Origin of the sequence: Mycetocola saprophilus (genome assembly GCF_000718085.1) — a bacterium.
GTDB lineage: Bacteria > Actinomycetota > Actinomycetes > Actinomycetales > Microbacteriaceae > Mycetocola > Mycetocola saprophilus.
In genome coordinates this window covers 1,043,778-1,066,795 of the sequence record NZ_JOEC01000001.1, presented here as the reverse complement: position 1 = coordinate 1,066,795, position 23,018 = coordinate 1,043,778, and the positions used below count along the sequence as shown (strand labels likewise).

The window sequence follows — 23,018 nt, the reverse complement described above, 5'->3', positions numbered from 1 at the left end:
AAGCCTTAGTTCAGACCGGGGATGAGGGTCAGGATGAGGTCGATGACCTTGATCCCGAGGAAGGGGATGATCAGCCCGCCCACACCAAACACGAGCAGGTTGTGGCCGAGCAGCTTGGCCGCCGCCTGGGGGCGGTAGCGCACGCCGCGCAGGGCCAGCGGGATGAGCACGATGATGACCAGGGCGTTGAAGATCACCGCCGAGAGGATCGCCGACTCGGGGGAGTGCAGGCCCATGATGTTGAGCGCCGCAAGGCCCGGGAACGCGGCCACAAACATGGCCGGGATCACCGCGAAGTACTTGGCCACGTCGTTGGCGATTGAGAAGGTGGTGAGCGCGCCGCGGGTGATGAGCAGCTGCTTGCCGATCTCGACGATCTCGATCAGCTTGGTGGGGTCCGAGTCGAGGTCCACCATGTTGCCCGCCTCCTTGGCGGCGGAGGTGCCGGTGTTCATCGCGACACCAACGTCGGCCTGGGCGAGGGCCGGGGCGTCGTTGGTGCCATCCCCGGTCATGGCGACCAGGTGGCCACCCTCCTGTTCGCGGCGGATCAGGGCGAGCTTATCCTCGGGGGTCGCCTCGGCCAGGAAGTCATCGACCCCGGCCTCGGCGGCGATGGCCTGCGCGGTCAGCCGGTTGTCACCGGTGATCATGACCGTGCGGATCCCCATCGCCCGCAGTCGAGCAAAGCGCTCGGGCATGCCGGCCTTGACGATGTCCGACAGGCGGATCACGCCGAGCACCCGGGCGGGCATCTCGGGGGCGTGGGTGGCCACCACCAGGGCGGTGCCACCCCCGGCGGAGACCTCATCGGCGATGGTGCGCGCATCGGCGGGCACGGTACCGTCATGGGCCTCGACCCAGGCCAGGACCTCGTTGGTGGCACCCTTGACGATCTTCTCGCCGGTGGGCAACACGATCGCGCTCATCCGGGTCTTGGCCTGGAAGGGCACAAACTCGGCGTCGGCCGGGGCGGCGATCGCGCTCTGGGCGGGGAACTGTTCCTCGGCATAGGTCACCACCGAGCGGCCCTCGGGGGTTTCGTCGGCGAGGGAGGAGAGGCGGGCGGCGCGGGCCAGATCATCGGCGCTCACGCCGGTCACGGGCAGCAGGCCGGTGGCCTTGCGGTCACCCTCGGTGATCGTGCCGGTCTTATCCAGCAGCAGGGTGCTGACATCGCCTGCGGCCTCGACCGCACGGCCCGAGCGAGCCAGCACGCCGCGCTGAACCAGACGGTCCATCCCGGCGATACCGATGGCCGAGAGCAGCGCGCCGATCGTGGTGGGGATCAGGCAGACCAGCAGCGCGGTCAGGACGATGAGCGACTGCCGGGCCCCGGAGAAGATGGCCAGCGGCTGGAGGTTGAGGATCACTAGCAGGAAGATGATGGTCAGCACGGCCAGCAGGATGTTCAGCGCGATCTCGTTGGGGGTCTTCTGTCGGGTGGCACCCTCCACCAGGGCGATCATCCGGTCGAGGAAGGTTTCGCCGGGTTCGCTGGTGATCTGCACGATGATGGTGTCCGAGAGCACCCGGGTGCCGCCGGTCACGGCACAGCGGTCACCACCGGACTCGCGGATCACCGGGGCGGATTCGCCGGTCACCGCGGATTCGTCCACGGTCGCGGCACCCTCGATCACGTCGCCGTCACCGGGGATCACCTCTCCGGCCCGGACGCGCACCCGGTCGTCGCGGCGCAGCGCGGTCGCCGGGACGATCTCGATGTGACCGCCGGCGTCCAGCCGCGCCGCGGTCGTGGTGGTGCGGGCGGCGCGCAGCGAGTCAGCCTGGGCCCGGCCGCGCCCCTCGGCCACGGCCTCGGCCAGGTTGGCAAAGATCACGGTGAGCCACAGCCAGATCGCGATGCCCCAGGCAAACAGGCTCGGGCTGATGATCGCCATCACGGTGGTGAAGGCTGCACCCACCTCGACCAGGAACATGACCGGGGTCTTGATCATGATGCGTGGGTCGAGCTTACGCAGGGCCGCGGGGATGGAGGACACCATCTGGCGGGGACTAAACGCGCCGCCGCTGGTGCGGGCGGTGGCCGCCGCGGAGGGCTTTGCTGAGGTAGTGGTGGACGTGGACACGGTGCTCCCTAGAGGATCCGAGGTTGTTTCTGTGGTGGGGGTAGTCATTAGCCGAGCGCCTCGGCGATCGGGCCAAGTGCCAGGGCCGGCAGGAAGGTCAGTGCGGACACCAGGAGCGCCACGCCGGCCATGACGCCGATAAAGAGCGGACGGTGGGTCGGCAGGGTTCCGGCGGTATCCGGTACGCGGCGCTGCTCGGCGAAGGTGCTGGCGAGGGCGAGGACCAGGATGATCGGCAGGAATCGACCCAGCAGCATGGCCAGGCCCAGCATCACGTTGAGCACCGGGGTGTTGGCGCTCAGCCCGGCGAAGGCCGAACCGTTGTTATTGGCCGCCGAGACAAACGCGTACAGCAGCTCGGTCAGGCCGTGGGGTCCGCTGGTGCTGAGGGACGCGCGCACGCTCGGCAGCGAGAAGGCCACCGCGGTGCCAATCAGCACGGTCGCGGGCATCACCAGGATCGCCAGCGAGGCGAGCTTCATCTGGCTGGGGCCAATCTTCTTGCCCAGATACTCGGGGGTGCGTCCAACCATCAGGCCGGCGATGAAGACCGAGAGGATCGCGATCATCAGCATGCCGTACATGCCCGATCCGACACCACCGGGGGAGATCTCACCGAGCACCATGTTGAGCACCAGCAGTCCGCCACCCAGCGGGGTGAAGCTTGAGTGTGCGGCGTCGGTGGCACCGGTCGAGGTCATCGTGGTGCTGACCGCGAAGAAGTCCGAGCCGATCACGCCGAAGCGCAGTTCCTTGCCCTCGAGCGCCGAACCGGCGGCGTGCAGGGCTCCGCTGGCGTTGACCAGCTCGGAGGCGATCACGCCGGCCAGGGAGGCGATGTAGAGGATACCCATGGCCGAGAGGATTGCGTAGCCGTGCTTCTTGCTGCCGATCATCACGCCGAAGGTGCGGGTCAGGGCCACCGGGATCAGCAGCATCAGGAACACCTGCAGCAGGTTGGTCCAGGCGCTGGGGTTCTCGAAGGGGTGGGCGGCGTTGGCGTTGAAGTAGCCGCCACCGTTGGTTCCGAGGTTCTTGATCGCCTCCTGGGAGGCCACCGTTCCGCCGGGGATGTGCTGAACCGCGCCGCCGAGGGTGTGCACGGTGACCGGGTCGGCGAGGTTCTGAACCACGCCACCGGCCAGCAGTACAACCGCGAAGACCGTGGACAGCGGTAGTAGGATGCGCACGCTGCCGCGCACCAGGTCCACCCAGAAGTTACCCAGCTGGCTGGTTTCGGTGCGGGCAAGCCCGCGGAACAGCGCGACGGCCACGGCGATACCCACCGCGGCGGAGAGGAAGTTCTGGACGGCCAGTCCCACGGCCTGGGCACTCACGCCGAGCGCGGCCTCACCGGAGTAGGACTGCCAGTTGGTGTTGGTCACAAAGGACACTGCCGTGTTCCAGGCCTGGTCGGGGGTCAGCCCGGTGTGTCCACCGGCGAAGGGCAGCACCGACTGGGTGCGCACAATCAGGTAGAGCAGCAGGATGGAAACCAGCGAGAACCACAGCAGTGAGCGCAGGTAGGAGCGCCAGCCCTGTTCGGCGTCGGGGTTGATGCCTCCGAGGCGATAGATCGCTCGCTCTACCCGCCAGTGGCTCGTCGTGGTGAACACCCGCGCCATGTAGTCGCCCAGCGGGCGGTAGCAGAGCGCGAGTGCGGCGAAAACGAGGAGGATCTGCAGGATCCCCGGGATCAGCGCGGCCATCAGAAGCGCTCCGGGTGCAGCAGGGCCACGGCCAGATAACCGAGGGCCAGGACGATCAGAACGAGTCCGGTGATGGAGTCGAGGCTCATAGCTTCTCGATTCCACGCGCGGCCCACGCACACAGCGCGCAGAACGCGATGGTGATGCCGATAAAGAGGATGTCTAACACGAAAATCTCCCGAGACGGAACCCCCGCCCGAACGGTTCGGGCGGGGTGCCTCTCTAGGTAACCTCGGGAACGGATCGTGTAGGGATCGTCTTAACGCCGTCCTGACACCACACTGCGCTTTCTTAACGCGCTCTTAATACCGGGCTAGAGCAGGCGTGCTCGCAGCGCCTCGGGGGAGTCCGGGGAGAGCAGCGCCGGGGCGATATCCAGCACCGAGTGGGCACCAAACTGTCCCCGGGCGCGCAGCCTTGCGGCGGCGCGGGCGTAGGCCACCAGCACGCTCGCGGTGAACTCGGGATTGGAGTCCAGGGCGAGCCGGTATTCGATCACCTGGGAGGTGGCCGGGGAGGACTGCCCGCTGCGGATGACAAACCCGCCGTGCGGCATCGCCCGGTGCTCCCGGTTGAATTCCACGGCGTCGATCACGGTGACCGTGGTGTCATACTCGTCGAAATAGTGCGGCATGGTCACGATCGCCTGGCGAATGGCTTCCTCGTCGGCCCCGTCCTCCAGCACGATCACGCACTCACGGGTGTGCTTGTCTCGGGTGGAGAGGGTTGGGCGCTCGCCGGAGCGGACGCGGGAAATCGCCTCCTCGGAGGGAATCGTGTACTGCACGCCCGCGGCGACGCCGGGGATGCGGCGGATCGCGTCCGAGTGTCCCTGGCTGAGGCCCCGGCCCCAGAACGTGTGGGTATCGCCGTCGGGGAGGATCGCCTCGCCGTACAGTCGGTTGATCGAGAACAGGCCGGGGTCCCAGCCCACCGAGATGATCGCCACGCGCTCGCCGGAGGTTGCGGCATCCATCGCCGCAAAGTACTCGGGCACGCGGGCGTGGGTGTCGAAGCTGTCCACCGTGCTGAACCGGGCGGCGAGTTCGGGGCCGTGGACCGGCAGGTCGTCCTTGGAGCCGCCGCAGAGAATGAGGACGTCGATCCGGTCTTCGAGACCGTCCAGGGCGTCGATTCCAAGCACCCGGGTCTCGGGGCGGGCGGGGACCAGGGTTTCGGGATCGCGCCGGGTAAAGACGCCCACGAGTTCCAGATCCGGGTTCAGGGCGAGCGCGGCCTCGACCCCGCGTCCGAGGTTTCCGTACCCCACGATGCCGACCCGAATCTGCTGTGTCATGCTACTGCTCCCTTTCCGCGCCGGGGCGCTCCCGGATAAACGAACCCCCACCCTAGCGCAGCGCCCCCGCGCCCCGGCGGCGGAGTGCACGCTCGTGCACCGGGGTGTGGCGGCGGGTTTAGCATGGAACCATGTCCGTAACGCCGGTGACCACCGAGTCCTTCGAATCCGTTCTTGAATCCAACCGCCTGGTGATTCTTGACCTCTGGGCCGCCTGGTGCGGGCCCTGTCTGGCCTTTGCCGATGTGTTCCGGGCCTCCTCGGCGGCTCACCCGGATGTGTTCTACGGCTCGGTGGACACCGTGGCCGAACCCGAGCTCGCCCAGAAACTGGGTGTGCGTTCGATCCCGACCACGCTGATCTACCGCGGGGGACACCTGGTCTACTCGCGCGCCGACGTGCTGACCGCCGCCGACATCGACGGTGCCCTGATCGAGGTGCGTCAAGCGGGGGCCTGCTAGTCCCGGAGGCGGGGCGAACAGTGTGCCCCATCGCGCACTCAGTAGACTGACAGCATGGGTACTGGAACGTCATCGGATCGGATCGCCAATAAGCGTGGCTTCGGATCCAATCTCCGAACCGAAATCCTCGACGCCGCCGAGCGGCTGCTGGCCACGACCGGGTCCAGCGAGGCGCTCACCCTCCGTGCGATTGCCCGTGAGGCGGGTATCGCCGCCCCGTCGATCTACCCACACTTTGACGACCGAGACGCAATCCTCGACATCGTGGTCGCCCGCTCATTCACCCGCTTCCGGGAGGCGCTTGAGGCCTCCGCGGCCCAGGCTAGTGGTGGCATCGAGGGCGTGGATGAGCTGGGCCTGAGCTATCTCCGTTTTGCCCGGGAAAATCCGGGACAGTACGCGATCATGTTCGAGCGTGCGGCGCAGAATGTGGTCACCCCGCCGCACCGCTACGACGAGGGTCTGCGCGCCTTTCGTATCCTGCTGAATGCCATCCGCGAGACCCCCGCCGGGGCGAAGGCCTCGGAGGCGGACCTCATGCTCAGCGCGCAGACCCTGTTTGCTGCCCTCCACGGAATCACCGTGCTGATGACAACGATTCCCGGGTTCCCCTGGCTGGATGAGCGGGCGCTGGTGCGCAACGCTATCCGCCAGGTGTGTGGCGACTAGAGCTCGGTCCGCGAGGGATTTCCGCTCTCGATGCGGGCATCACCACCTTCGACACCTGCGATAACGCCGATGGCACCGCCGAGGACCTGATGCGCCGAGTCCTGAAACATGAGCGGCGAGACAGCCTGGAGATTTTCACCCGGGTGTATTGGCCCGGAGACCGGCTACGGCGACCCGACCGAGGGCTGTCCGGGGCGCAGATCCAGGCCTCGATCGACGAGTCGCTCACCCGATTAGGTACCGACTACGTGGATGTCTATCAGGCGCACCGGTTCGATGTGGATACCTCGCTGGAGGAGACCATGCGGGCGTTTGCCGAGGTGGTGCGGGCCGGTAAGGCGCGCTTCATCGGGGTGAGCGAGTGGAACGCCGAGCTTGCTCGTGGCTAGCCGCGCAAAACCGGCATGGCCGAATCGGTGTCGAGGAGCGCGCGGGCGGCCGACTCGACCCGGTTGATCCGCCACCACACAAAGAACCCGATCAGCGTGAAGGCTCCGTAGAACAGGTACATAAACGCCGAGGCATAGTAGCCGGCGCTGACCAGCAGCGGCACACCCACGGCGTCCACGGCAACCCAGATCAGCCAGAACTCGACCCACCCGCGGGCCATCCCGTAGGTGGCGAGCAGCGAGCCCATGAAGATCCAGGCGTCGGCCCAGACCGGCTCGAAGGATCCCAGCGCGCGGAACACCGGCGTGAGGATCGCGGTGCCACCCACCAGGGCAACCACCAGGAAGATACGCTGCTTGCCGCTTGCCCAGCGCGGCGAGATCGCCACGGCCTGGCCCCCGCGGGACTGGTGCCAGCGGATCCAGCCGTACACGGCGACGATCAGGAACATGATCTGTCGTCCGGCCTGACCCAGCAGGTTTGTCGGGTTCGGGGTGTGGAACACCGCACCCAGGAACACCGTGAGTAGCAGCAGGTTGCCGATGATACCGACCGGCCAGGCCCAGGACTTGCGACGCATGCCGCCGATCGCGCAGATCAGCCCGAAGACGTTGCCGATAATTTCGCGCCAGAGGATCGTCTGGGATCCGATGTGAAGCTGGGCGTCAAAGAGCCAGGTGATGACGTTCAATGGTTTTTCTCCTTCCGCGTGCGAAACTGCGGGGGAAATACCAAGGGAATGTTAAACGTCAACAAACACCAAAGCGTGCTTCTCTCATCCAGACTCTAACTGTCGGTATCGGAATTTCACCGATTCGGCCACACGGTTTCCCGTACGGTTCGCGGACTATCACCGCCGGTTCGGAATTACACCGACCCCGGAGCACTCGATCAGTCTAACGCGACCCCCGTGGATTTTGTTCCGCATGCTAGCGGGGGCCTCGGGGATGACGATTTTTGACGTTCGTGGGTGCCGCTAGGCGGCCAGCGGATCGATGAGTTCGGGGCCGTTTCCGCGGACCGGCCCGACCCGATCCACGCGAAACTCCCGCGCCCAGGCGGAACCGGCCTCGGCCACGGTGCCCAGCAGGGCCGCGTCTCCGGTCACCGAGCTGTCGATCCAGGGGAGCCACAGCTCCTGTGGGAGGAACACCGGATTGCGGTCGTGAATCTCGGCCAGGTTGGGAGCGGTGGGCTGGGTCAGGATGGTCGCGGTGAGGTGCCAGCGCGCCGGATCACTCTCCGGGAGCGCGGGGTCCGGCCACCAGGAGTAGAGCCCGGCAAACGCGGTGATTTCATGGGTCGCGGGACGGATAAAATAGGGCACCTTGACCCCGTCCTCGGTGTGCCACTCATAGTAGCCGGTGGCAAACACGACGGCGCGCTGATGCCTGACCGCGGTTTTGAACGTGGGCTTTTCGGCGGCGGTTTCGATCCGCGCATTAAACGTGGGGAACTTCGGGCGCAGCGTCTCGGACCAGCGGGGGACCAGAGACCAGGACGCACCCTCGAAGCGCAGTTCGCGATTGAGTTCGGGCCGGGTGGCCTCGAGCAGGATCGGGATCTGCTGGGTCGGGGCGATGTTCCAGGAGGGCTGCCAGGACGGCCGCCACTCGGCCGGGGCGCGTCCGGTCTCCTCGATGAACTCGACGATCATGTTGTTGATCTCACCGTCCATGGCAAAGCGTCCACACATGCGATACCCCCTTTCCAGAGATGTTATCCGCTGGTGGGGACATCGTGGGAGAATTGGGGCATGGATCCCACACTGCGCTGCCCGTGCCTGAGCGGTCTCACCTATGGTGAGTGCTGCGGTCGCGCCCATGCGGGCACCCCGGCGGCCACGGCCGAGGCGCTGATGCGCTCGCGCTTCTCGGCGTTTGCGGTGGGCGATGTGGACTATCTGCTGCACACCTGGCACCCGCACACCCGTCCCGGTTCCCTCGAGCTCGACCCCGACCTACGCTGGTATCGCCTCGACATCGAAGGAACCAGTGCCGGCGGCCCGCTGGACCGCGTCGGCACGGTCGAATTCACCGCCTACTACCGCTCCCCGGACGGCAAGGGCACCCAGCACGAACGCAGCCACTTCACCCGCGAAAACGGCCGCTGGTACTACCGCGACGCCGACCCCACCATCGGCTAACCGGAGCTACGAGGCTGGGTCTCGACCCGAGGCGGCGCATAACCTGACTCGGGGACTCGGAGACTCGGGGCCTAGGCGTCCCCGGTGATTTCCTCGCGGATGCGGCGGAGGTCTTCCATCAGGGAGCCGATCAGGATCCAGTGCAGCGGATTGGGCTTGTGGATCGTGATCGGCGCGGTGAGCATGGGTTCCTCGATCGGGACCGAGAGCTCGGGATCGCGGCCGTCGAGGATGCGGGCATCGGCGAGCAGGCGCAGGTCATGGGCGGCGCGGGAGAGTTCCTGGGCGATCGCACGCACGGTGGGTTCATCACGCAGGCCGTCATCGTAGTGGTCGTGGAACGCGCGACTCATGCCCACAACCCGGTTGGTCAGTGCGCTGAGGGTGTGGATCAGTGCCTTGGTCTCGTTGAGGCGATCCCGGTGATTGCTGCGGCGTGGGTTCATGGTGAGTGACTCCTCACCCACACGAATCGCCGCCAGGGCCTTATCGCGCATCGGACGCAGCAGCCGGGCCGAGATCATCAGCGAGTCCAGCTCGGCGCGGCTCTGCTTAGCAGGAAGCGCCGCGGCCAGATCATCCAGCTGCGCCGCCACCGACTGGGCCAGCTGGGCGGCCTCGCGCTGGGCCGGGGCGAGGATTACCGGGGGCACGATCGCCGCATTGACCACAAAACCGATCGCCACACCGATCAGGGTCTCCAGGATTCGATGCCAGGCGTAGTCGGGGGTTGCCCCGCCGATCGCCAGTACCAGCATCGCCGAGATCGGGATCTGGTTCGAGGATCCGGGGGAGAGTCGGAAGACCCAGGCCAGCATGATCGAGATCACGATGGCCAGGAGGATCGCCCAGCTCTGCAGGCCAAACACCAGGTTGACGCCGGTGGCGATCAGCACGCCGCCGATCACGCCGATGCTGCGCTCGATTGCCTTACCGGCCGACTGGTGCAGGCTCGGTTGGACCACCAGCAGCGCGCCCACCGCCGCAAACACGGGCATCTGTGAGGGCAGCACCGCCGAGGCGGCGAACCAGGCGAGCACGGTGGCGATGGACGTCTTGAGCGCCTGAAGCAGGGGAATCCGCGAACTGGTGCGGATCAGAGAGGTCAGGCGCATGCCCCCAGAATATCGGATGAATGCATCGGCGACGCAGGGCGCGTCGGATTAGGCGCGCGCCGGCTTCAGGCCCCGCTTCGGAAACGCATGCCGCCCTCGGCATGTGCGACGTTCCGGCTAGTCGGGCAGGTGCGCGTTCTTCAGCAGCGCCAGCAGTCCGGCACCGTCGGGTGCCGAGAGGCGCAGCACGCCGTCACTCTCGCTGTCTTCCACATCGTCGTGACGGCTGCGACCGCCGGCCAGCACGGCCTCACCGGTCGACATGCGTCGGATCGCGATGGCCCGCACCTGGCCCGGATGGGCCTGGGAGAAGTCGCGGTAGAGGTCCTCATCGTGCTGACCATCGTCGCCAACCAGGAGCCAGCGGATATTGGGGAACTCGCTGGCGAGCCGGTCAAGGTTCTGCACCTTGTGGTCTCGGCCGCTGCGGAACCAGCGGTCCACGGTGGGGCCCCAGTCGGTGAGCAGTAGTGCGCCGGCCGGATACAGGTTCCGTGACATGAAACGGTTCAGGGTCGGGGCCACGTTCCAGGCGCCGGTGGAGAGATAGATGATGGGGGAGCCGGGACGGGCTCGCACCATGCGGTCCAGGAACACGGCCATTCCGGGAACCGGGACGCGGGCGTGCTCATCCAACACAAAGGTGTTCCAGGCGGCGACCAGCGGACGTGGCAGGGCCGTGACCATGACCGTGTCATCCACGTCGCAGATAACTCCGAAGCGCGCCTCGGGATCCACGATAAAGACGTCGGCGGACACCGGTTCGTGCCCCTCGGTGGTGAGCGTAATCTGCTGCCAACCTGGCTCAAGCTCGGCGGGAATGACCGCGTCGATCAGTCCGCCACGGTCGGCGCTGAGGCGGTGTTCCACCCCGGCGACGGTGACGATCACCTCGGCGTCCACCACCGGCACGGTGATGAACGAGCGCCAGCCGCGAATGCGCCGTGATGACTCCTGCTCGCGGGTTTGCGGGTGGGTGGTGCTTCCACTGAGGAGCACTCGACACAGCACGCGCACCCAGGTGGTCGAGCCGTACCCGGTGTAGGGGACCACGGTTCCCCGCCAGCCGCGCTTGCGGCCGCGGCGTTCTCGCCAGGCGAGAATGGCATCGTCAATTCGGGCGGCGCGATGAATGGTTGCCGAGACCATCGCGGAGGGGGAGTGACGTGCGGTGTCGTCGTGGTCAGGCGTGGGCACGGTTCAATTCTGTCATGCTTTGGGGTCGGTCGGGTCCTCGGGGAGGTCCAAATGCTTCGCCTCGCCGCGTCCGATGAGTTTTTTGATGCCCCAGACCGCCACCAGGAACGCGGCGATGACGCCCACAAAGATATAACCGGCACCGTGGAGTCGATCGGCCAACTGCCGGTACCCACCGGCCGCGGCCGAGGCCACGCCGACGTAGGCACCCGCCCAGATCACGCATGCGGGAATCGTCCAGGCAAGGAAGCGACGATAGCTCATACGACTCATGCCCACCGTGAGCGGGATGAGCGAGTGAAGGACCGGGAGAAACCGTGAGAGAAACACCGCGATACCGCCGCGGCGATCGAGGTAGAGTTCGGCGCGTTGCCAGTTCTTTTCCCCGATCTTGCGCCCCACCCAGGAGCGGCGGATAGCCGGGCCGAAGGTGCGGCCCAGCCAGAAGCCGATCGATTCCCCCAGCAGCGCGCCGATGATGATCGCCAGGACCATCGCGATGAACTCCACCGGATTGGACACCGCGGTCGAGGCGATGATCACGATGGTGTCGCCGGGGACGATCAGGCCGACCAGGACGCTGGTCTCCAGCATCATGCCGATCCCGGCGAGCAGCGTGCGCAGCACCGGATCTACGCTCTGGACAAGGTCGAGCAGGCCGCCGAGGAAATCATTCACCCGTCCAATCTACGGTAACCGCACCCTCTTCCGCCGCATCTGTGCCCCGTTTAGGGGAGGTTCCGTCACCCGTTCCAGGGATTGCGACACCGTGTCGGTGAGTATGCGAAATGTGTGGTCAGACCACAGGGGTAAATCATGCTAATCTGAGGTCAACAAGACAGGTCGTACCACAGGAATTACCTCCCTGCACGGAGCTGACGGTCGCATAGTCCACGTAGTTGTCTTGCGTAAACCAGGAGCGTTTGTGACATGAACGAAATACTCGATCCGCTGATACTGTCCCGGTGGCAGTTCGGTCTCACCACGGTGTACCACTTCCTGTTTGTCCCCTTGACGATCGGGTTGGCCACCACCGTGGCGATCTTCCAGACCGCATGGGTGCGGACCGGTAAGGTGCACTACCTGCAGCTCACCCAGTTCTTCGGCAAGATCTTCATGATTAACTTCGCCATGGGTGTGGTCACCGGTATCGTGCAGGAATTCCAGTTCGGGATGAACTGGTCCAACTACTCCCGCTTCGTCGGCGACGTGTTTGGCGCCCCGCTGGCCCTCGAGGGTCTGCTCGCCTTCTTCTTTGAGGCCACCTTCATCGGTGTCTGGATCTTCGGCTGGAATAAACTCTCGCCCAAGCTCCACCTCGCCTCGATCTGGTGTGTGGCCTTCGCAACCGCACTGTCCGCGTACTTCATCATCGCCGCCAACGCGTTCATGCAGAACCCCGTCGGCTACCAGATGAACGCCGAGAAGGGCCGGGCCGAGCTCACCAGCATCGGCGAGCTGCTCACCAATAAGGTGGCCCTGGCTGCGTTCCCGCACACCATCGCCGCGTGTTTCATGGTGAGTGCCGGTCTGATCGTCGCCGTAGCCGCCTACCACCTGTCGCGTAACCAGCACCTGGACACCATGCGCCCGGCGCTGAAGTTCGGACTGTGGATGATGCTGATCGCCGGTGCCGGCACCATGTTCTTTGGTGACCAGCTCTCGCTGGCCATGGTCCAGACCCAGCCGATGAAGATGGCCGCCGCCGAGGCGCTGTACAACACCGCCACGGGAGCAAACGCCTCCTTCTCGATCTTCACGTTTGGTACCCCGGACGGACAGCACGAGCTGTTCTCGATCCGCGTGCCCTACCTGCTGTCCCTGCTCTCCACCCACTCCTTCGATGGAACCGTTGAGGGTATCCGCGACCTGCAGGCTCAGTACTCGCAGCAGTACGGTCCGGACACCTACTCGCCGACCATCTGGATCACCTACTGGGCGTTCCGCTGGATGATCGGACTGGGCCTGTTCCACATGCTCGTCGCCGCCGTGGGTCTGTTTGTGACCCGCAAGGGACGCAACCCCAAGCGCTGGGTCTGGCGCGTGGCCATCTGGTCCTTCCCTGCATCGCTGCTGGCCATGTCCGTGGGGTGGGTCTTCACCGAGATGGGCCGACAGCCCTGGATCGTGTTTGGCCTGCTGAAAACCAAGGACGCCGTATCGCCCGAGCTCACCGGGTTCCAGGTGCTCCTCTCCCTGATCGGATTTACCATTGTCTACGGTGCACTCGCCGTGGTCGAGTTCGGCCTGATCCGTAAGGCAGCCATTGCCGGCCCCGCGCCGGTGGAAACCGCAGACGACGGTTCGGACACTCCGGTGCCCACCGCGACGGTCTACTAGGTAAAGGGAAACCATCATGGATCTTGCACAGCTTTGGTTCTGGATCGTCGGTGCCCTGTTCATCGGCTACTTCATCCTCGACGGCTTCGACTTCGGTGTGGGCATCTCGCTGCCCTTCCTCGGGAAAAACGATTCCGAGCGTCGCGTCCTGATTAACACCATCGGTCCGGTCTGGGATCTCAACGAGACCTGGGTCATCGTGGCCGGTGCGTGTCTGTTTGCCGCGTTCCCCGAGTGGTACGCGACCCTGTTCGCCGGGTTCTATCTGCCCCTGTTCCTCATCCTGATTGCGCTGATTCTGCGCGGTGTCTCCTTCGAGTACCGCCACCAGCGCAAGCACGAGAGCTGGAAGCGCTCCTTCGACACGATGATCTTCATCGGTTCGGTCATCCCCGCGCTGCTCTGGGGTGTCGCCTTCGCCAACGTGGTACGCGGTGTTCCGCTGAACGAGCACTTCGACTACGTGGGTGGGTTCTGGAACCTGCTGAACCCGTATGCGCTGCTGGGTGGTGTCACCACGCTGCTGCTGTTCTTCCTGAGCGGTCTGTACTTCATCCTGCTGAAGACCGACGGCGACCTGCACGCGCGGGCTCAGAAGCTCGCGGTCAAGGTGGGCATCATCACCATCGTGGTTGCGGCCAGCTTCCTGGTCTGGACCATCATCATGTCCGAGTTCAAGCTTGCCACGACCATCTGCTCGGCGATTGCCGCCGTCGCGCTGATCGGTGCGGTTGCGCTCAACTACCTCCGCAAGGAGGGACTGAGCTTCGCCGCGGTCGCGGTGACCGTGGCCGCCGCCGTGCTGACCCTGTTCGTGACCCTGTTCCCGAACGTGATGCCCTCCACGATCGACCCGGCAAACAACAGCCTGACGATCGAGAACGCCTCGTCCTCGTCCTACACGCTGGAGTTCATGAGCTGGGTGGCCGTGATTGCACTGCCGCTGATCCTGCTCTACCAGGGTTGGACCTACTGGGTCTTCCGCAAGCGGATTACCCACGCGACGATCGAGGCCGCGGCCCACTAGGGTCCACTCACGATGCGTCCGCTTGACCCCCGCCTGCTGCGCTATGCCCGTTCAATCCGCGTCTACCTCGCGGCTCAGACCCTGATTGGATTGGTCACCACCGCGTGTGTGATCGGCTTTGCCGCCGTTCTCACCCGGATCGTGACCGGGGCCCTGGATGGAGACTCGCTCTCCATCCTGGGCCCGTGGCTCGGCGCACTGGTGGGGGTCGCCGCGGTTCGCGCGCTCACCGTGTGGGCGAGCGAAACCCTCTCGATGCGCGCGGCCGGCCGCGTCAAGGCCGAGCTGCGCGGCAAGGTCCTCGACGCCACCCGAAAGCTCGGTCCGAGCTGGCTGGCCCGGCGCGGATCGATCTCGGTCGCGACCCTCTCGGGCCGCGGCATGGATGCGCTGGATGACTACTTCGCCAAGTACCTGCCCCAGCTGATCCTGACCGCCCTGGTCACCCCGATCCTCGTGGTGGTGATCTGGTGGCAGGACTGGGTGTCGGGCATCGTCGTGGTGGTCACCCTGCCGCTGATTCCGTTTTTTATGGCGCTCGTGGGCTGGGCAACCCAGTCCATCCAGCGCACCCAGTGGGACACCCTGGGTAAACTCTCGCGCGGCTTCGTCGACCTGCTCGGCGGACTCGCAACCCTGAAGATTTTTGGTCGCCAGCACCGCCAGGCCGATCGGATGCGCACCATCACCACCGAGTATCGTCAGGCGACGATGAAGGTGCTGCGGGTGACCTTCCTCTCCGGCTTTGTGCTGGAGCTGGCCTCGAGCCTCGCCGTCGCGATCGTCGCCGTGGGCATCGGCCTGCGCCTGGTTGAGGGCGGCATGCTGCTCTCGGTGGGACTGTTTGTGCTGCTGCTGGCCCCCGAGGTGTTCCTCCCGCTGCGCAACGTGGGCACCAACTTCCACGCGGCGGCCGAGGGTGTGACCGCCGCCGAGGATGCGTTCGCGATTCTCGATGAGGCGGCCACGCTGCCCGAAACCTCCATCGGCTCCGCTTCCTCGGTTGTGAACGGCGGGACCGCGGGCGCCGGACTGGTGTTCGCCGCGGTGCGCGCCCAGCATGAGGCCGATGCGCCGCTGTCGCATGAGCCGATCAGCGCCGAGGTCCTGCCTGGGAAGCTCACAGTACTCTCGGGTCCGAGCGGCGTGGGCAAGTCCAGCCTGGTTGGTGCGCTGCTGGGCTTCACCGACTTTACCGGCGAGATCACCCGCGACGGTGTGTCCCTGCGCGGAGTCCCCGCGGGGGAGCGGGACTGGCTCGCCTGGGCCCCGCAGCGTCCGGGCCTGACCGCCGGCACCATCGCCGAAAACGTGACCCTGGGCGACCCGGATCCCGACCCCGCCGTCCTGGACTGGGCGCTGGAGACCGCGGTTGCCGATGATCTGGACGCGACACGTGACCTGGGTGTGTCAGGTGCCGGTCTCTCCGGCGGGCAGGCGCAGCGCGTGGGCATTGCTCGGGCGCTGTACCGGATGCGTCGACGTGACTGCGCGGTGCTGATCCTGGATGAGCCGAGTTCGGCCCTGGATCACGCCACCGAGGCGCGCCTGGTGACAAACCTGCGCACCCTGGCTGCGGAGGGTACCGCCGTGCTGGTGCTCAGCCATCGCGGGGCCTTCCTCGAGGGTTCCGACACCCGAATTGACCTGGTCCCGATCCCCGTACCCGCAGCCGAGCCGATCGAGGTGGACGCATGAGCGCAACAGTGACCCCGACCCCCTCGGTGGTAAACACCCGGGACGTGCTGAGGGCCGCGCGACCGCGCGGCAAGTACGCCACCGGCGGGCTCCTATCGGCCATCGGATCGGCCCTGGCCACCGTGGCCCTGATGGCGTGTAGCGCCTACCTGATCACCCGCGCGGCCGAGATGCCGCCGATCATGTACCTCAACCTGGCCATCGTGGGGGTGCGCGCCTTCGCGCTGGCCCGGGCCTTCTTCCGCTACCTGGATCGTCTGTTTAGCCACGAGGCGGCCTTCCGCCAGCTGGAAACCGTGCGGGTGGGACTGCTGGAGCGGCTGCTCCCGATCGCCCCGGCGGGCCTTGCCCGCTCCCGCCGCGGCAGCCTGCTGTCGACCCTGGTGTCGGATGTGGACGAGATGCAGAACCTGGGACTGCGCGTGATTCAGCCGCTGCTGACCGCGCTGGGCGTGTCGATCATCGCGGTTGTCGGCGTAGCTCTGCTCTCCCCGGGCGCGGCCCTGGGACTCGCGCTCGCACTGATCCTGACGTTTGCGCTGAGCGCCTGGGCTATCTCGGTGGTGGCCGCCCGAGCCGAGCGCTCGCTCGCCCCGCAGCGGGCAAACCTGCTGGATTCCCTGGTGGACTACCTCGGTGCGCTCGACGTGCTGGTGGCCTACGGTGCCGAGCCCGCGGCCCGTGCCCGGGTGGACGCGGCGGACAAGGCCCTCACCACCTCGCTGGTTAAGCGTGCCAGTGGCACCGGCATCGCCGCGGCGGCCCTGGCCCTGTTCACCGGCGTGGCGATTGCGATCGCCATGATCAGCGCGATTCCGGTGCTGCACGAGGGTGGCTTGTCGGGCCCCGGCCTGGCCGTGCTGGCCCTGGTTCCGCTCGCGGTGTTTGAGGTCGTGGCCAACGTGCCACTGGCCCTCGGTGCCTGGCGTCAGGTGCGCTCGAGCGCCGAGCGGATCGCCGGTGCCACCGACGCCGAGCGTGCGTCCGACGTGCCCGCCGAGGTGGGCGCGACCGAGCTGGTGCCGGTGCCCGGTGCCGATCTGCTGTCGTTCTCCAACGTCGCGATCCGTCACCCCGGTGCCCCCGAACCCGCGCTGCGCATCGACTCGCTGAACATCGTGGCGGGCGAGAGCCTGCTGATCGAGGGCCCGAGCGGTGCCGGCAAGACGACCCTGGCTCACGCGCTGGTGCGCTTCATCGACTACACCGGATCCATCCGGCTGCAGGGCACCGAGCTCTCCTCGCTGCATCCCGATACCGTGCGCACGGAAATCGGTCTGTGCGAGCAGGCGCCGTACCTCTTTGACGAGGATATTCGCCAGAACCTGCTGTTCGCCCACGACACCGCCACCGATGCGGAGCTTGAATCACTCCTCGATCAGGTGGGTCTCGGTGACTGGGTGCGCGAGCGCGGCGGCCTGTCCGCTCGCGTGGGTGAGCGGGGTGCGTTGGTGTCCGGCGGCCAGGCGCAGCGTCTGGCCCTGGCGCGGGCCCTGCTGCACGAGTTCCCGGTGATTGTGCTGGATGAGCCCACGGCGAGCGTCGAGGGAGACCTGGCGACCGCCCTGATCGCCGATCTGGTGGGCGTCGCCCGCGCCCACGGACGCACGGTCATCCTGATCTCCCATGCCGACGTCGCCGGTGATCTCTTCGACCGTCACCTGCGCATCGAGGCGGGAACCCTGGTCTCGGCGAGCTAGCGCGCGGTCCGTAGGTGGGCCGTCGTCTCGCTAAGCTTTGAGGGTGAAACTGAGTTTTAGTGCCCGCGTGCTGCCGGGGTGGATCGATCCCGCCTCGGTGGCTCCGGGCCTGATCGGTGATGCCGACCTCTGCTTCTGGCTGGATGCCGGTGCCGGAGCGGATTCCGGACCCTCCTATCTGGGGATCGCCAGCACGGTGGCCACCGCCGATCGGATTTCCGGCACCGTGAGCCTGCATGAGGCCGGACGGGACTCCCGCGTGCTTTCGCCCTCGGCGGAGCTGCCGGACCTGCACGCGGTACTGGAGTCGGTGCTGGAGTCTTTCACGCTGGTCGCTGCGGATGTGCCCGGCTTCGGCGGGGGATGGATCGGGTTCCTCGGCTACGAGTACGGTGCCGACCTGGTGGGCGCACCCGCCGCCGCATCGCGGGCCGAGGCGCTCCCGGACGCCGGATGGATGCTGGTGGACCGGATGCTCGCCTTCGACCACGGCGCCCGCAGCATCACGCTGATTCAGCGCGAGGACCTGCCGGCCGATCCGAGGTGGGAGGATCCGTCTGCTGCTGCTGCTGCTGCTGCTGCTGCTGCTGCTGCTGCTGCTGCTGTTGCTGGCGCTGCTGGCCCAGCCACTGCCGCCGGACCGACCGCTGCTGCCGGACCGACTGCTGCGGCTGCTGGGCCGACCGCTGCCGACCCCGCCCACCTGGTTTCCGCACCCACACCCGCGGCCACCGGCACGGTACTCGCCGGTACTGCGCCCGCAGCCTCGGCCCCCGCGACGTCCCACCCGACCTGGCGGCACTCGGGAACCGAGTACCGCACGCTGGTCGAGCGTTGCCGCACGCTAATCGCCGCCGGCGAGGCTTTTCAGCTGTGTCTGACCAACGAGGTCACCGTGCCGGGCAACGTCGATCCGTTCCGGCTCTATCGGCGCCTGCGCACGCTGAGCCCCACCGACCGCGGGGGATACCTGCGGTTTGGCGACACCGCGCTGGTGTCCTCGAGCCCCGAAACCTTCCTCTCCGTGGACACCGCACGCGGGGTCACCACCCGCCCGGTCAAAGGCACGCGGCGGCGCGACCCGGATCCGATCCGAGACGCCGAACTGGCCGCCGAGGTGCGTGCGGATGAGAAGGAGCGCGCCGAAAACCTGATGATCGTGGATCTGATGCGCAACGATCTGGGAAGAATCGCCGAACTCGGCTCGGTCACCGTGTCGGAGCTGCACGTGGTCGAGACATACTCGCAGGTGCATCAGCTGGTGTCCACGGTGCAGGCGACCATGCGCGGGGACGTACACATCGGAGACCTGCTGCGCGTCACGTTCCCGGCGGGATCGATGACCGGTGCCCCGAAGCACCGCGCGATGACCCATCTGGCCGAAATGGAGGCCGGGCCGCGCGGGGCATATGCGGGTGCGTTCGGGTACCGGGACGCGCGCGGATCCCTGGAACTCTCGATGATCATCCGCAGCATCCTGGTGGAACCCGGGCTTGTGCGGATCGGTGCCGGTGGGGGAATTACGATCCTGTCGGATCCCGATCGTGAGTATGCCGAATCGCGGCTGAAGGCGCGCGTTTTGCTGGCGGCGCTGGGCGTGGCCGAGGCCGATCGATAAACCGAAGCTTGCCGTTCGCCGTGGGCATCCGGATCGACACCCGCTTCGGCACCCGGGACCCCGCAATCCGCGGTAACCTAGACGGATACGTGTTCTTTTGCTAGAACCGTTTGTCCTCCACCGTGAGTGGCCACCGAGCGTCGCACCGCGGCCGCCCGATTTCGCTTGAGAATGAGAGTTTTGTGAGCACCAACGAGCCCAACATCGAAGAGAAGTACGACTTCTCCGCCATCCAGGACCGCTGGCTGGGGATCTGGGACAAGCTTGCGCCGTTCAATACGGCCGATGTACCCGATGATGCACCGCGCAAGTACGTGCTGGACATGTTCCCGTACCCCTCCGGAGACCTGCACATGGGTCACGCCGAAGCATTCGCGCTGGGCGACGTGCTCGCGCGCTACTGGCGTGGACAGGGTTTCTCGGTGCTGCACCCGATCGGGTGGGACTCCTTCGGTCTGCCCGCGGAAAATGCGGCCATCAAGCGTGGCATCGACCCGCGCGAGTGGACCTACCAGAACATCGAGCAGCAGAAGACCTCCTTCCGCCGCTACGCGACCTCCTTTGACTGGAGCCGCGAGATCCACACAAGCGACCCCGAGTACTACCGCTGGAACCAGTGGCTGTTCCTGGAGATGTTCAACAAGGGCCTGGCGTACCGCAAGGACAGCCCGGTTAACTGGTGCCCCAACGACCAGACCGTGCTCGCCAACGAGCAGGTGGTGGACGGTCGCTGTGAGCGCTGTGGCGCACTGGTCACCAAGAAGAAGCTGAACCAGTGGTACTTCAAGATCACCGATTATGCAGACCGCCTGGTGGATGACCTGAGCCTCCTGGAAGAGGGCTGGCAGTCCAAGGTGCTGAGCATGCAGCGCAACTGGGTCGGCCGTTCCAACGGTGCCGATGTGACCTTCGAGATCGAGGGCCGCGCCGAGCCGATCACCGTCTACACCACCCGTCCGGACACCCTGTTTGGTGCCACCTTCATGGTTGTTGCCGCGGATGCCGACCTGGCCGCCGAGCTGGTGGCCGAGGCCGACGCGGAGACCCGCATCAAGTTCCAGGACTACCTGGAAGAGGTCAAGAAGGCCAACGACATCGAGCGTCAGGCCACCGACCGCGAGAAGACCGGTCTGTTCTCCGGCCGCTTTGCGATCAACCCGGTCAACGGCGAGAAGCTGCCGATCTGGATCTCCGACTACGTGCTGGCCGACTACGGCCACGGCGCGATCATGGCCGTGCCCGCGCACGACCAGCGTGACCTGGACTTCGCCAAGGCCTTCGACCTGCCGATCCGGATCGTTGTGGACACCGAGCCGGTTGATGGCGCGGACGCCGTGGTCGACCCGGCCGAGAGCGGCATCGCGCTGCCCGGCGCCGGCAAGATGATCAACTCGGGCAAGTTTGACGGCCTGACCAAGGCCGAGTCGATCCCCGCGATCATCGCCGACCTGGAGGAGCGTGGCCTCGGTCACGCGTCCAAGAACTACCGTCTGCGTGACTGGCTGATCTCGCGTCAGCGTTACTGGGGTACCCCGATCCCGATCATCCACTGTGGTGACTGTGGCGAGGTTCCGGTTCCCTCCTCCGAGCTGCCGGTGCGTCTGCCCGAGAGCGCGGGCCTCGACCTGCAGGCCAAGGGTGCGAGCCCGCTGGGTGCCGCAGAGGACTGGGTGAACGTGCCCTGCCCGACCTGTGGCAAGCCCGCCAAGCGCGACTCGGACACCATGGACACCTTCGTGGACTCCTCCTGGTACTTCCTGCGCTTCCTGTCCGCCAACTCGGAAGAGGTGGCCTTCGACGTCAACGAGGCGAAGAAGTGGGCACCGGTTGACCACTATGTGGGTGGCGTGGAGCACGCGATCCTGCACCTGCTGTACGCGCGCTTCATCACCAAGGTGCTGCACGACCTCGGCTACGTCGACTTCGTGGAGCCCTTCACCGCGCTGCTGAACCAGGGCATGGTGCTCATGGATGGCTCCAAGATGAGCAAGTCCAAGGGCAACCTGGTGGAGTTCGCCGGCGAGCTGGATGCCTACGGTGCCGACGCCCTGCGCGTGACCATGGCCTTCGCCAGCCCGCCCGAGGACGACATCGACTGGGCGGATGTGTCGCCGGCCGGTGCCGCCAAGTTCCTCGCCCGCGCCTGGCGGATCTCGAAGGACGTGACCACCCCGTCCGGCAGCATTGCCGACGACGGTGACCGCGCCCTGCGCCGCGAAACCCACCGTTTCCTGGCCGATGCCCCCGCGCTGATCGAGTCGTATAAGTTCAACGTGGTGGTCGCCCGCCTGATGGAGCTCACCAACGTGACCCGTCGCGCGATCGACTCGGGCCCCGGTGCCGGTGACCCCGCCGTCCGCGAGGCCGCCGAGGTTCTGGCCACCGCGCTGAACATCTTTGCGCCGTTCGCGGCCGAGGACATGTGGGCCAACCTGGGCTTCCCGGCCCCGGTTGCGCTGGTGCGCTGGAAGGATGCCGACCCGAGCCTGCTGGTGGCCGACTCGGTGACCGCGGTCTTCCAGGTCAACGGCAAGGTGCGCGACCGCGTGGACGTGGCCCCCGACATCTCCGCCGCAGACCTCGAGGCCATCGCCCTGGCCTCCGAGGGAGTGCAGCGCGCGATCGGTGAGGGCCAGATCGTCAAGGTCATCGTGCGCGAGCCCAAGCTCGTCAACATCGCGATCAAGGCGTAGCTCGCACATACAAAAGCGGGGCGGTTTCCGAAGGGAAACCGCCCCGCTTTGTGTCCGTCTCTGTGAGCGCGGCGCTACTTGCCGTGCGGATCCAGGTTGTTCACCGCGGCGACTGTCTGCTTATAGTCCCCGCGTGCCTCGCCAAACCGGAGGAATTTCACCCGTTCCACCAGGATTTCCTCGGCATTCGGATTCTCGTGGATCAGCGCCACCGTCTCGGCAATAAACTCATCCAGCGGCATCGCGAACGCGCTCTCGCGCTGGCCGGGCAGGAGATCGGTGGCCACCGACGGCGGCACCAGCTCCAGCATGCGTACCGAGGTTTCGGCGAACTGTAGTCGCAGCGATTCGGTCAGCATATGGATTGCCGCCTTGGTCGCGTTATAGGTCGGCGTCGCCATGAGCGGGGTGAAGGCGAGGCCCGAACTCACCGTCATGATGGTGGCATCCGGTCGACCCTGCAGGTGTTCCACGAACGCGCCGATCAGGCGGATGGGCCCGAGCAGGTTGGTAGTGACGATCTCCTCGGCGGAGTCGAGGAACCCGCTTGGGCGGGTCCAGTCCTCGACACGCATGATTCCGGCCATCGCGATCAGGACGTTGAGATCGTGGTGGGCGTCGATCACGGCGGTGGCGGCCTGCTGGATGCTGGCCACGCTTGTGGTGTCGATGTGCACCGTGTGAATGCCCGGGTGAGTGGCGGCGATTTGGTCGAGCAGCTCTGTGCGTCGTCCACCGATGATGACCGTGTTTCCGGCGTTCTGCAGTGCGAGAGCCAGCGCCAGACCGATGCCGCTGGTCGCGCCGGGAACGAAGATGGTGTTTCCTGAAATGTTCATGTGTCGAGTATTGATCCGTACAGGGCCGG

At 66.3% G+C, this 23,018-nt stretch carries 20 protein-coding genes and 1 riboswitch; of the genes, 10 read left to right on the top strand and 10 right to left on the bottom strand.

What is annotated here, in order from left to right; genetic code table 11:
• Nucleotides 1–5: 5 nt before the first annotated feature.
• From kdpB to IE92_RS0104705, 4 genes are all read right to left on the bottom strand, one after another.
• On the bottom strand, nucleotides 6–2,138 hold the full coding sequence (gene kdpB, locus IE92_RS0104720; protein WP_081864055.1) for a potassium-transporting ATPase subunit KdpB: 2,133 nt from the start codon (nucleotides 2,136–2,138) through the stop codon (nucleotides 6–8).
• Complete coding sequence (gene kdpA / locus IE92_RS0104715) at nucleotides 2,138–3,799, bottom strand: potassium-transporting ATPase subunit KdpA (protein ID WP_030143719.1); 1,662 nt, start codon at nucleotides 3,797–3,799, stop codon at nucleotides 2,138–2,140. The genes kdpB and kdpA overlap by 1 nt, the downstream gene beginning before the upstream one ends.
• Nucleotides 3,799–3,888 carry a K(+)-transporting ATPase subunit F gene (gene kdpF, locus IE92_RS17740; protein ID WP_043321978.1) on the bottom strand — a complete coding sequence of 30 codons (90 nt, stop codon included), beginning with the start codon at nucleotides 3,886–3,888 and terminating at the stop codon, nucleotides 3,799–3,801. The genes kdpA and kdpF overlap by 1 nt, the downstream gene beginning before the upstream one ends.
• 224 nt (nucleotides 3,889–4,112) lie before the next feature.
• Nucleotides 4,113–5,096 (bottom strand): diaminopimelate dehydrogenase, encoded by a 984-nt coding sequence (locus tag IE92_RS0104705; protein WP_030143718.1) that lies wholly within the window; start codon nucleotides 5,094–5,096, stop codon nucleotides 4,113–4,115.
• Nucleotides 5,097–5,227: 131 nt separating this feature from the next.
• Between IE92_RS0104705 and IE92_RS0104700 the strand changes: the two genes are divergently transcribed.
• From IE92_RS0104700 to IE92_RS0104690, 3 genes are read left to right on the top strand one after another with little or no spacing between them, the layout of a single operon-like run.
• The gene (locus IE92_RS0104700; RefSeq protein ID WP_043321981.1) at nucleotides 5,228–5,557 is read left to right on the top strand and encodes a thioredoxin family protein; all 330 of its coding nucleotides are present in this window, start codon (nucleotides 5,228–5,230) and stop codon (nucleotides 5,555–5,557) included.
• A 54-nt stretch (nucleotides 5,558–5,611) separates the two neighbouring features.
• Nucleotides 5,612–6,226, top strand: coding sequence for a TetR/AcrR family transcriptional regulator (locus IE92_RS17155; protein WP_051701832.1), 615 nt, complete (start codon nucleotides 5,612–5,614; stop codon nucleotides 6,224–6,226).
• Nucleotides 6,214–6,615, top strand: a complete 402-nt coding sequence (locus IE92_RS0104690) for an aldo/keto reductase (RefSeq protein WP_030143715.1) — start codon at nucleotides 6,214–6,216, stop codon at nucleotides 6,613–6,615. The genes IE92_RS17155 and IE92_RS0104690 overlap by 13 nt, the downstream gene beginning before the upstream one ends.
• Here the strand turns inward: IE92_RS0104690 and pnuC are convergent.
• Together pnuC and IE92_RS0104680 are read right to left on the bottom strand one after the other, a co-directional pair.
• Nucleotides 6,612–7,307, bottom strand: coding sequence for a nicotinamide riboside transporter PnuC (gene pnuC, locus IE92_RS0104685; RefSeq protein WP_043321983.1), 696 nt, complete (start codon nucleotides 7,305–7,307; stop codon nucleotides 6,612–6,614). The two genes, IE92_RS0104690 and pnuC, sit on opposite strands and share 4 nt — an antisense overlap.
• A gap of 71 nt (nucleotides 7,308–7,378) precedes the next feature.
• Nucleotides 7,379–7,507: riboswitch (FMN riboswitch) on the bottom strand.
• Nucleotides 7,508–7,592: 85 nt separating this feature from the next.
• The gene (locus tag IE92_RS0104680; protein ID WP_081864056.1) at nucleotides 7,593–8,312 is read right to left on the bottom strand and encodes an SOS response-associated peptidase; all 720 of its coding nucleotides are present in this window, start codon (nucleotides 8,310–8,312) and stop codon (nucleotides 7,593–7,595) included.
• Nucleotides 8,313–8,372: 60 nt separating this feature from the next.
• On the opposite strand from IE92_RS0104680, the gene IE92_RS0104675 reads away from it, so the two are divergent.
• Nucleotides 8,373–8,762, top strand: a complete 390-nt coding sequence (locus IE92_RS0104675) for a YchJ family protein (protein ID WP_030143712.1) — start codon at nucleotides 8,373–8,375, stop codon at nucleotides 8,760–8,762.
• Between the two features lie 71 nt (nucleotides 8,763–8,833).
• Here the strand turns inward: IE92_RS0104675 and IE92_RS0104670 are convergent, their stop codons facing one another.
• The 3 genes from IE92_RS0104670 to IE92_RS0104660 form a co-directional block, all read right to left on the bottom strand.
• Entirely contained in the window at nucleotides 8,834–9,877 is a 1,044-nt protein-coding gene (locus IE92_RS0104670; RefSeq protein ID WP_030143711.1) for an FUSC family protein, read from the bottom strand.
• Between the two features lie 117 nt (nucleotides 9,878–9,994).
• Complete coding sequence (locus IE92_RS0104665; protein WP_051701905.1) at nucleotides 9,995–11,026, bottom strand: App1 family protein phosphatidate phosphatase; 1,032 nt, start codon at nucleotides 11,024–11,026, stop codon at nucleotides 9,995–9,997.
• 60 nt (nucleotides 11,027–11,086) lie between these two features.
• Nucleotides 11,087–11,752, bottom strand: coding sequence for a DedA family protein (locus IE92_RS0104660; protein WP_030143709.1), 666 nt, complete (start codon nucleotides 11,750–11,752; stop codon nucleotides 11,087–11,089).
• A gap of 252 nt (nucleotides 11,753–12,004) precedes the next feature.
• Here IE92_RS0104660 and IE92_RS0104655 point away from each other — a divergent pair, with 252 nt between their 5' ends.
• From IE92_RS0104655 to leuS, 6 genes are all read left to right on the top strand, one after another.
• Nucleotides 12,005–13,414: a cytochrome ubiquinol oxidase subunit I gene (locus tag IE92_RS0104655; RefSeq protein WP_030143708.1), complete on the top strand. Its 1,410-nt coding sequence runs from the start codon at nucleotides 12,005–12,007 to the stop codon at nucleotides 13,412–13,414.
• 16 nt (nucleotides 13,415–13,430) lie between these two features.
• On the top strand, nucleotides 13,431–14,441 hold the full coding sequence (gene cydB / locus IE92_RS0104650; protein WP_030143707.1) for a cytochrome d ubiquinol oxidase subunit II: 1,011 nt from the start codon (nucleotides 13,431–13,433) through the stop codon (nucleotides 14,439–14,441).
• Between the two features lie 12 nt (nucleotides 14,442–14,453).
• On the top strand, nucleotides 14,454–16,139 hold the full coding sequence (gene cydD / locus IE92_RS0104645) for a thiol reductant ABC exporter subunit CydD (protein ID WP_030143706.1): 1,686 nt from the start codon (nucleotides 14,454–14,456) through the stop codon (nucleotides 16,137–16,139).
• Nucleotides 16,136–17,839: a thiol reductant ABC exporter subunit CydC gene (gene cydC, locus IE92_RS0104640; RefSeq protein ID WP_051701833.1), complete on the top strand. Its 1,704-nt coding sequence runs from the start codon at nucleotides 16,136–16,138 to the stop codon at nucleotides 17,837–17,839. Before cydD ends, cydC begins: the two co-directional genes overlap by 4 nt.
• Nucleotides 17,840–17,882: 43 nt before the next feature.
• Nucleotides 17,883–19,457 (top strand): anthranilate synthase component I family protein, encoded by a 1,575-nt coding sequence (locus IE92_RS16420; protein WP_030149811.1) that lies wholly within the window; start codon nucleotides 17,883–17,885, stop codon nucleotides 19,455–19,457.
• Nucleotides 19,458–19,639: 182 nt separating this feature from the next.
• Complete coding sequence (leuS, locus tag IE92_RS0104630) at nucleotides 19,640–22,150, top strand: leucine--tRNA ligase (protein WP_030143703.1); 2,511 nt, start codon at nucleotides 19,640–19,642, stop codon at nucleotides 22,148–22,150.
• A 74-nt stretch (nucleotides 22,151–22,224) separates the two neighbouring features.
• Here the strand turns inward: leuS and IE92_RS0104625 are convergent, their stop codons facing one another.
• Complete coding sequence (locus IE92_RS0104625) at nucleotides 22,225–22,989, bottom strand: SDR family oxidoreductase (RefSeq protein ID WP_030143702.1); 765 nt, start codon at nucleotides 22,987–22,989, stop codon at nucleotides 22,225–22,227.
• Nucleotides 22,990–23,018 lie beyond the last annotated feature (29 nt).

Bases quoted from the DNA above. Each gene is read 5' to 3' on its own strand.
- kdpB (WP_081864055.1), bottom strand. From the start codon at position 2,138: ATGACTACCCCCACCACAGAAACAACCTCGGATCCTCTAGGGAGCACC.
- cydD (WP_030143706.1), top strand. From the start codon at position 14,454: ATGCGTCCGCTTGACCCCCGCCTGCTGCGCTATGCCCGTTCAATCCGC.
- IE92_RS0104675 (WP_030143712.1), top strand. From the start codon at position 8,373: ATGGATCCCACACTGCGCTGCCCGTGCCTGAGCGGTCTCACCTATGGT.
- IE92_RS0104705 (WP_030143718.1), bottom strand. From the start codon at position 5,096: ATGACACAGCAGATTCGGGTCGGCATCGTGGGGTACGGAAACCTCGGA.
- IE92_RS0104680 (WP_081864056.1), bottom strand. From the start codon at position 8,312: ATGTGTGGACGCTTTGCCATGGACGGTGAGATCAACAACATGATCGTC.
- IE92_RS0104670 (WP_030143711.1), bottom strand. From the start codon at position 9,877: ATGCGCCTGACCTCTCTGATCCGCACCAGTTCGCGGATTCCCCTGCTT.
- IE92_RS0104655 (WP_030143708.1), top strand. From the start codon at position 12,005: ATGAACGAAATACTCGATCCGCTGATACTGTCCCGGTGGCAGTTCGGT.
- cydB (WP_030143707.1), top strand. From the start codon at position 13,431: ATGGATCTTGCACAGCTTTGGTTCTGGATCGTCGGTGCCCTGTTCATC.
- kdpA (WP_030143719.1), bottom strand. From the start codon at position 3,799: ATGGCCGCGCTGATCCCGGGGATCCTGCAGATCCTCCTCGTTTTCGCC.
- IE92_RS0104625 (WP_030143702.1), bottom strand. From the start codon at position 22,989: ATGAACATTTCAGGAAACACCATCTTCGTTCCCGGCGCGACCAGCGGC.
- IE92_RS17155 (WP_051701832.1), top strand. From the start codon at position 5,612: ATGGGTACTGGAACGTCATCGGATCGGATCGCCAATAAGCGTGGCTTC.
- IE92_RS0104665 (WP_051701905.1), bottom strand. From the start codon at position 11,026: ATGGTCTCGGCAACCATTCATCGCGCCGCCCGAATTGACGATGCCATT.
- IE92_RS0104700 (WP_043321981.1), top strand. From the start codon at position 5,228: ATGTCCGTAACGCCGGTGACCACCGAGTCCTTCGAATCCGTTCTTGAA.
- cydC (WP_051701833.1), top strand. From the start codon at position 16,136: ATGAGCGCAACAGTGACCCCGACCCCCTCGGTGGTAAACACCCGGGAC.
- kdpF (WP_043321978.1), bottom strand. From the start codon at position 3,888: ATGAGCCTCGACTCCATCACCGGACTCGTTCTGATCGTCCTGGCCCTC.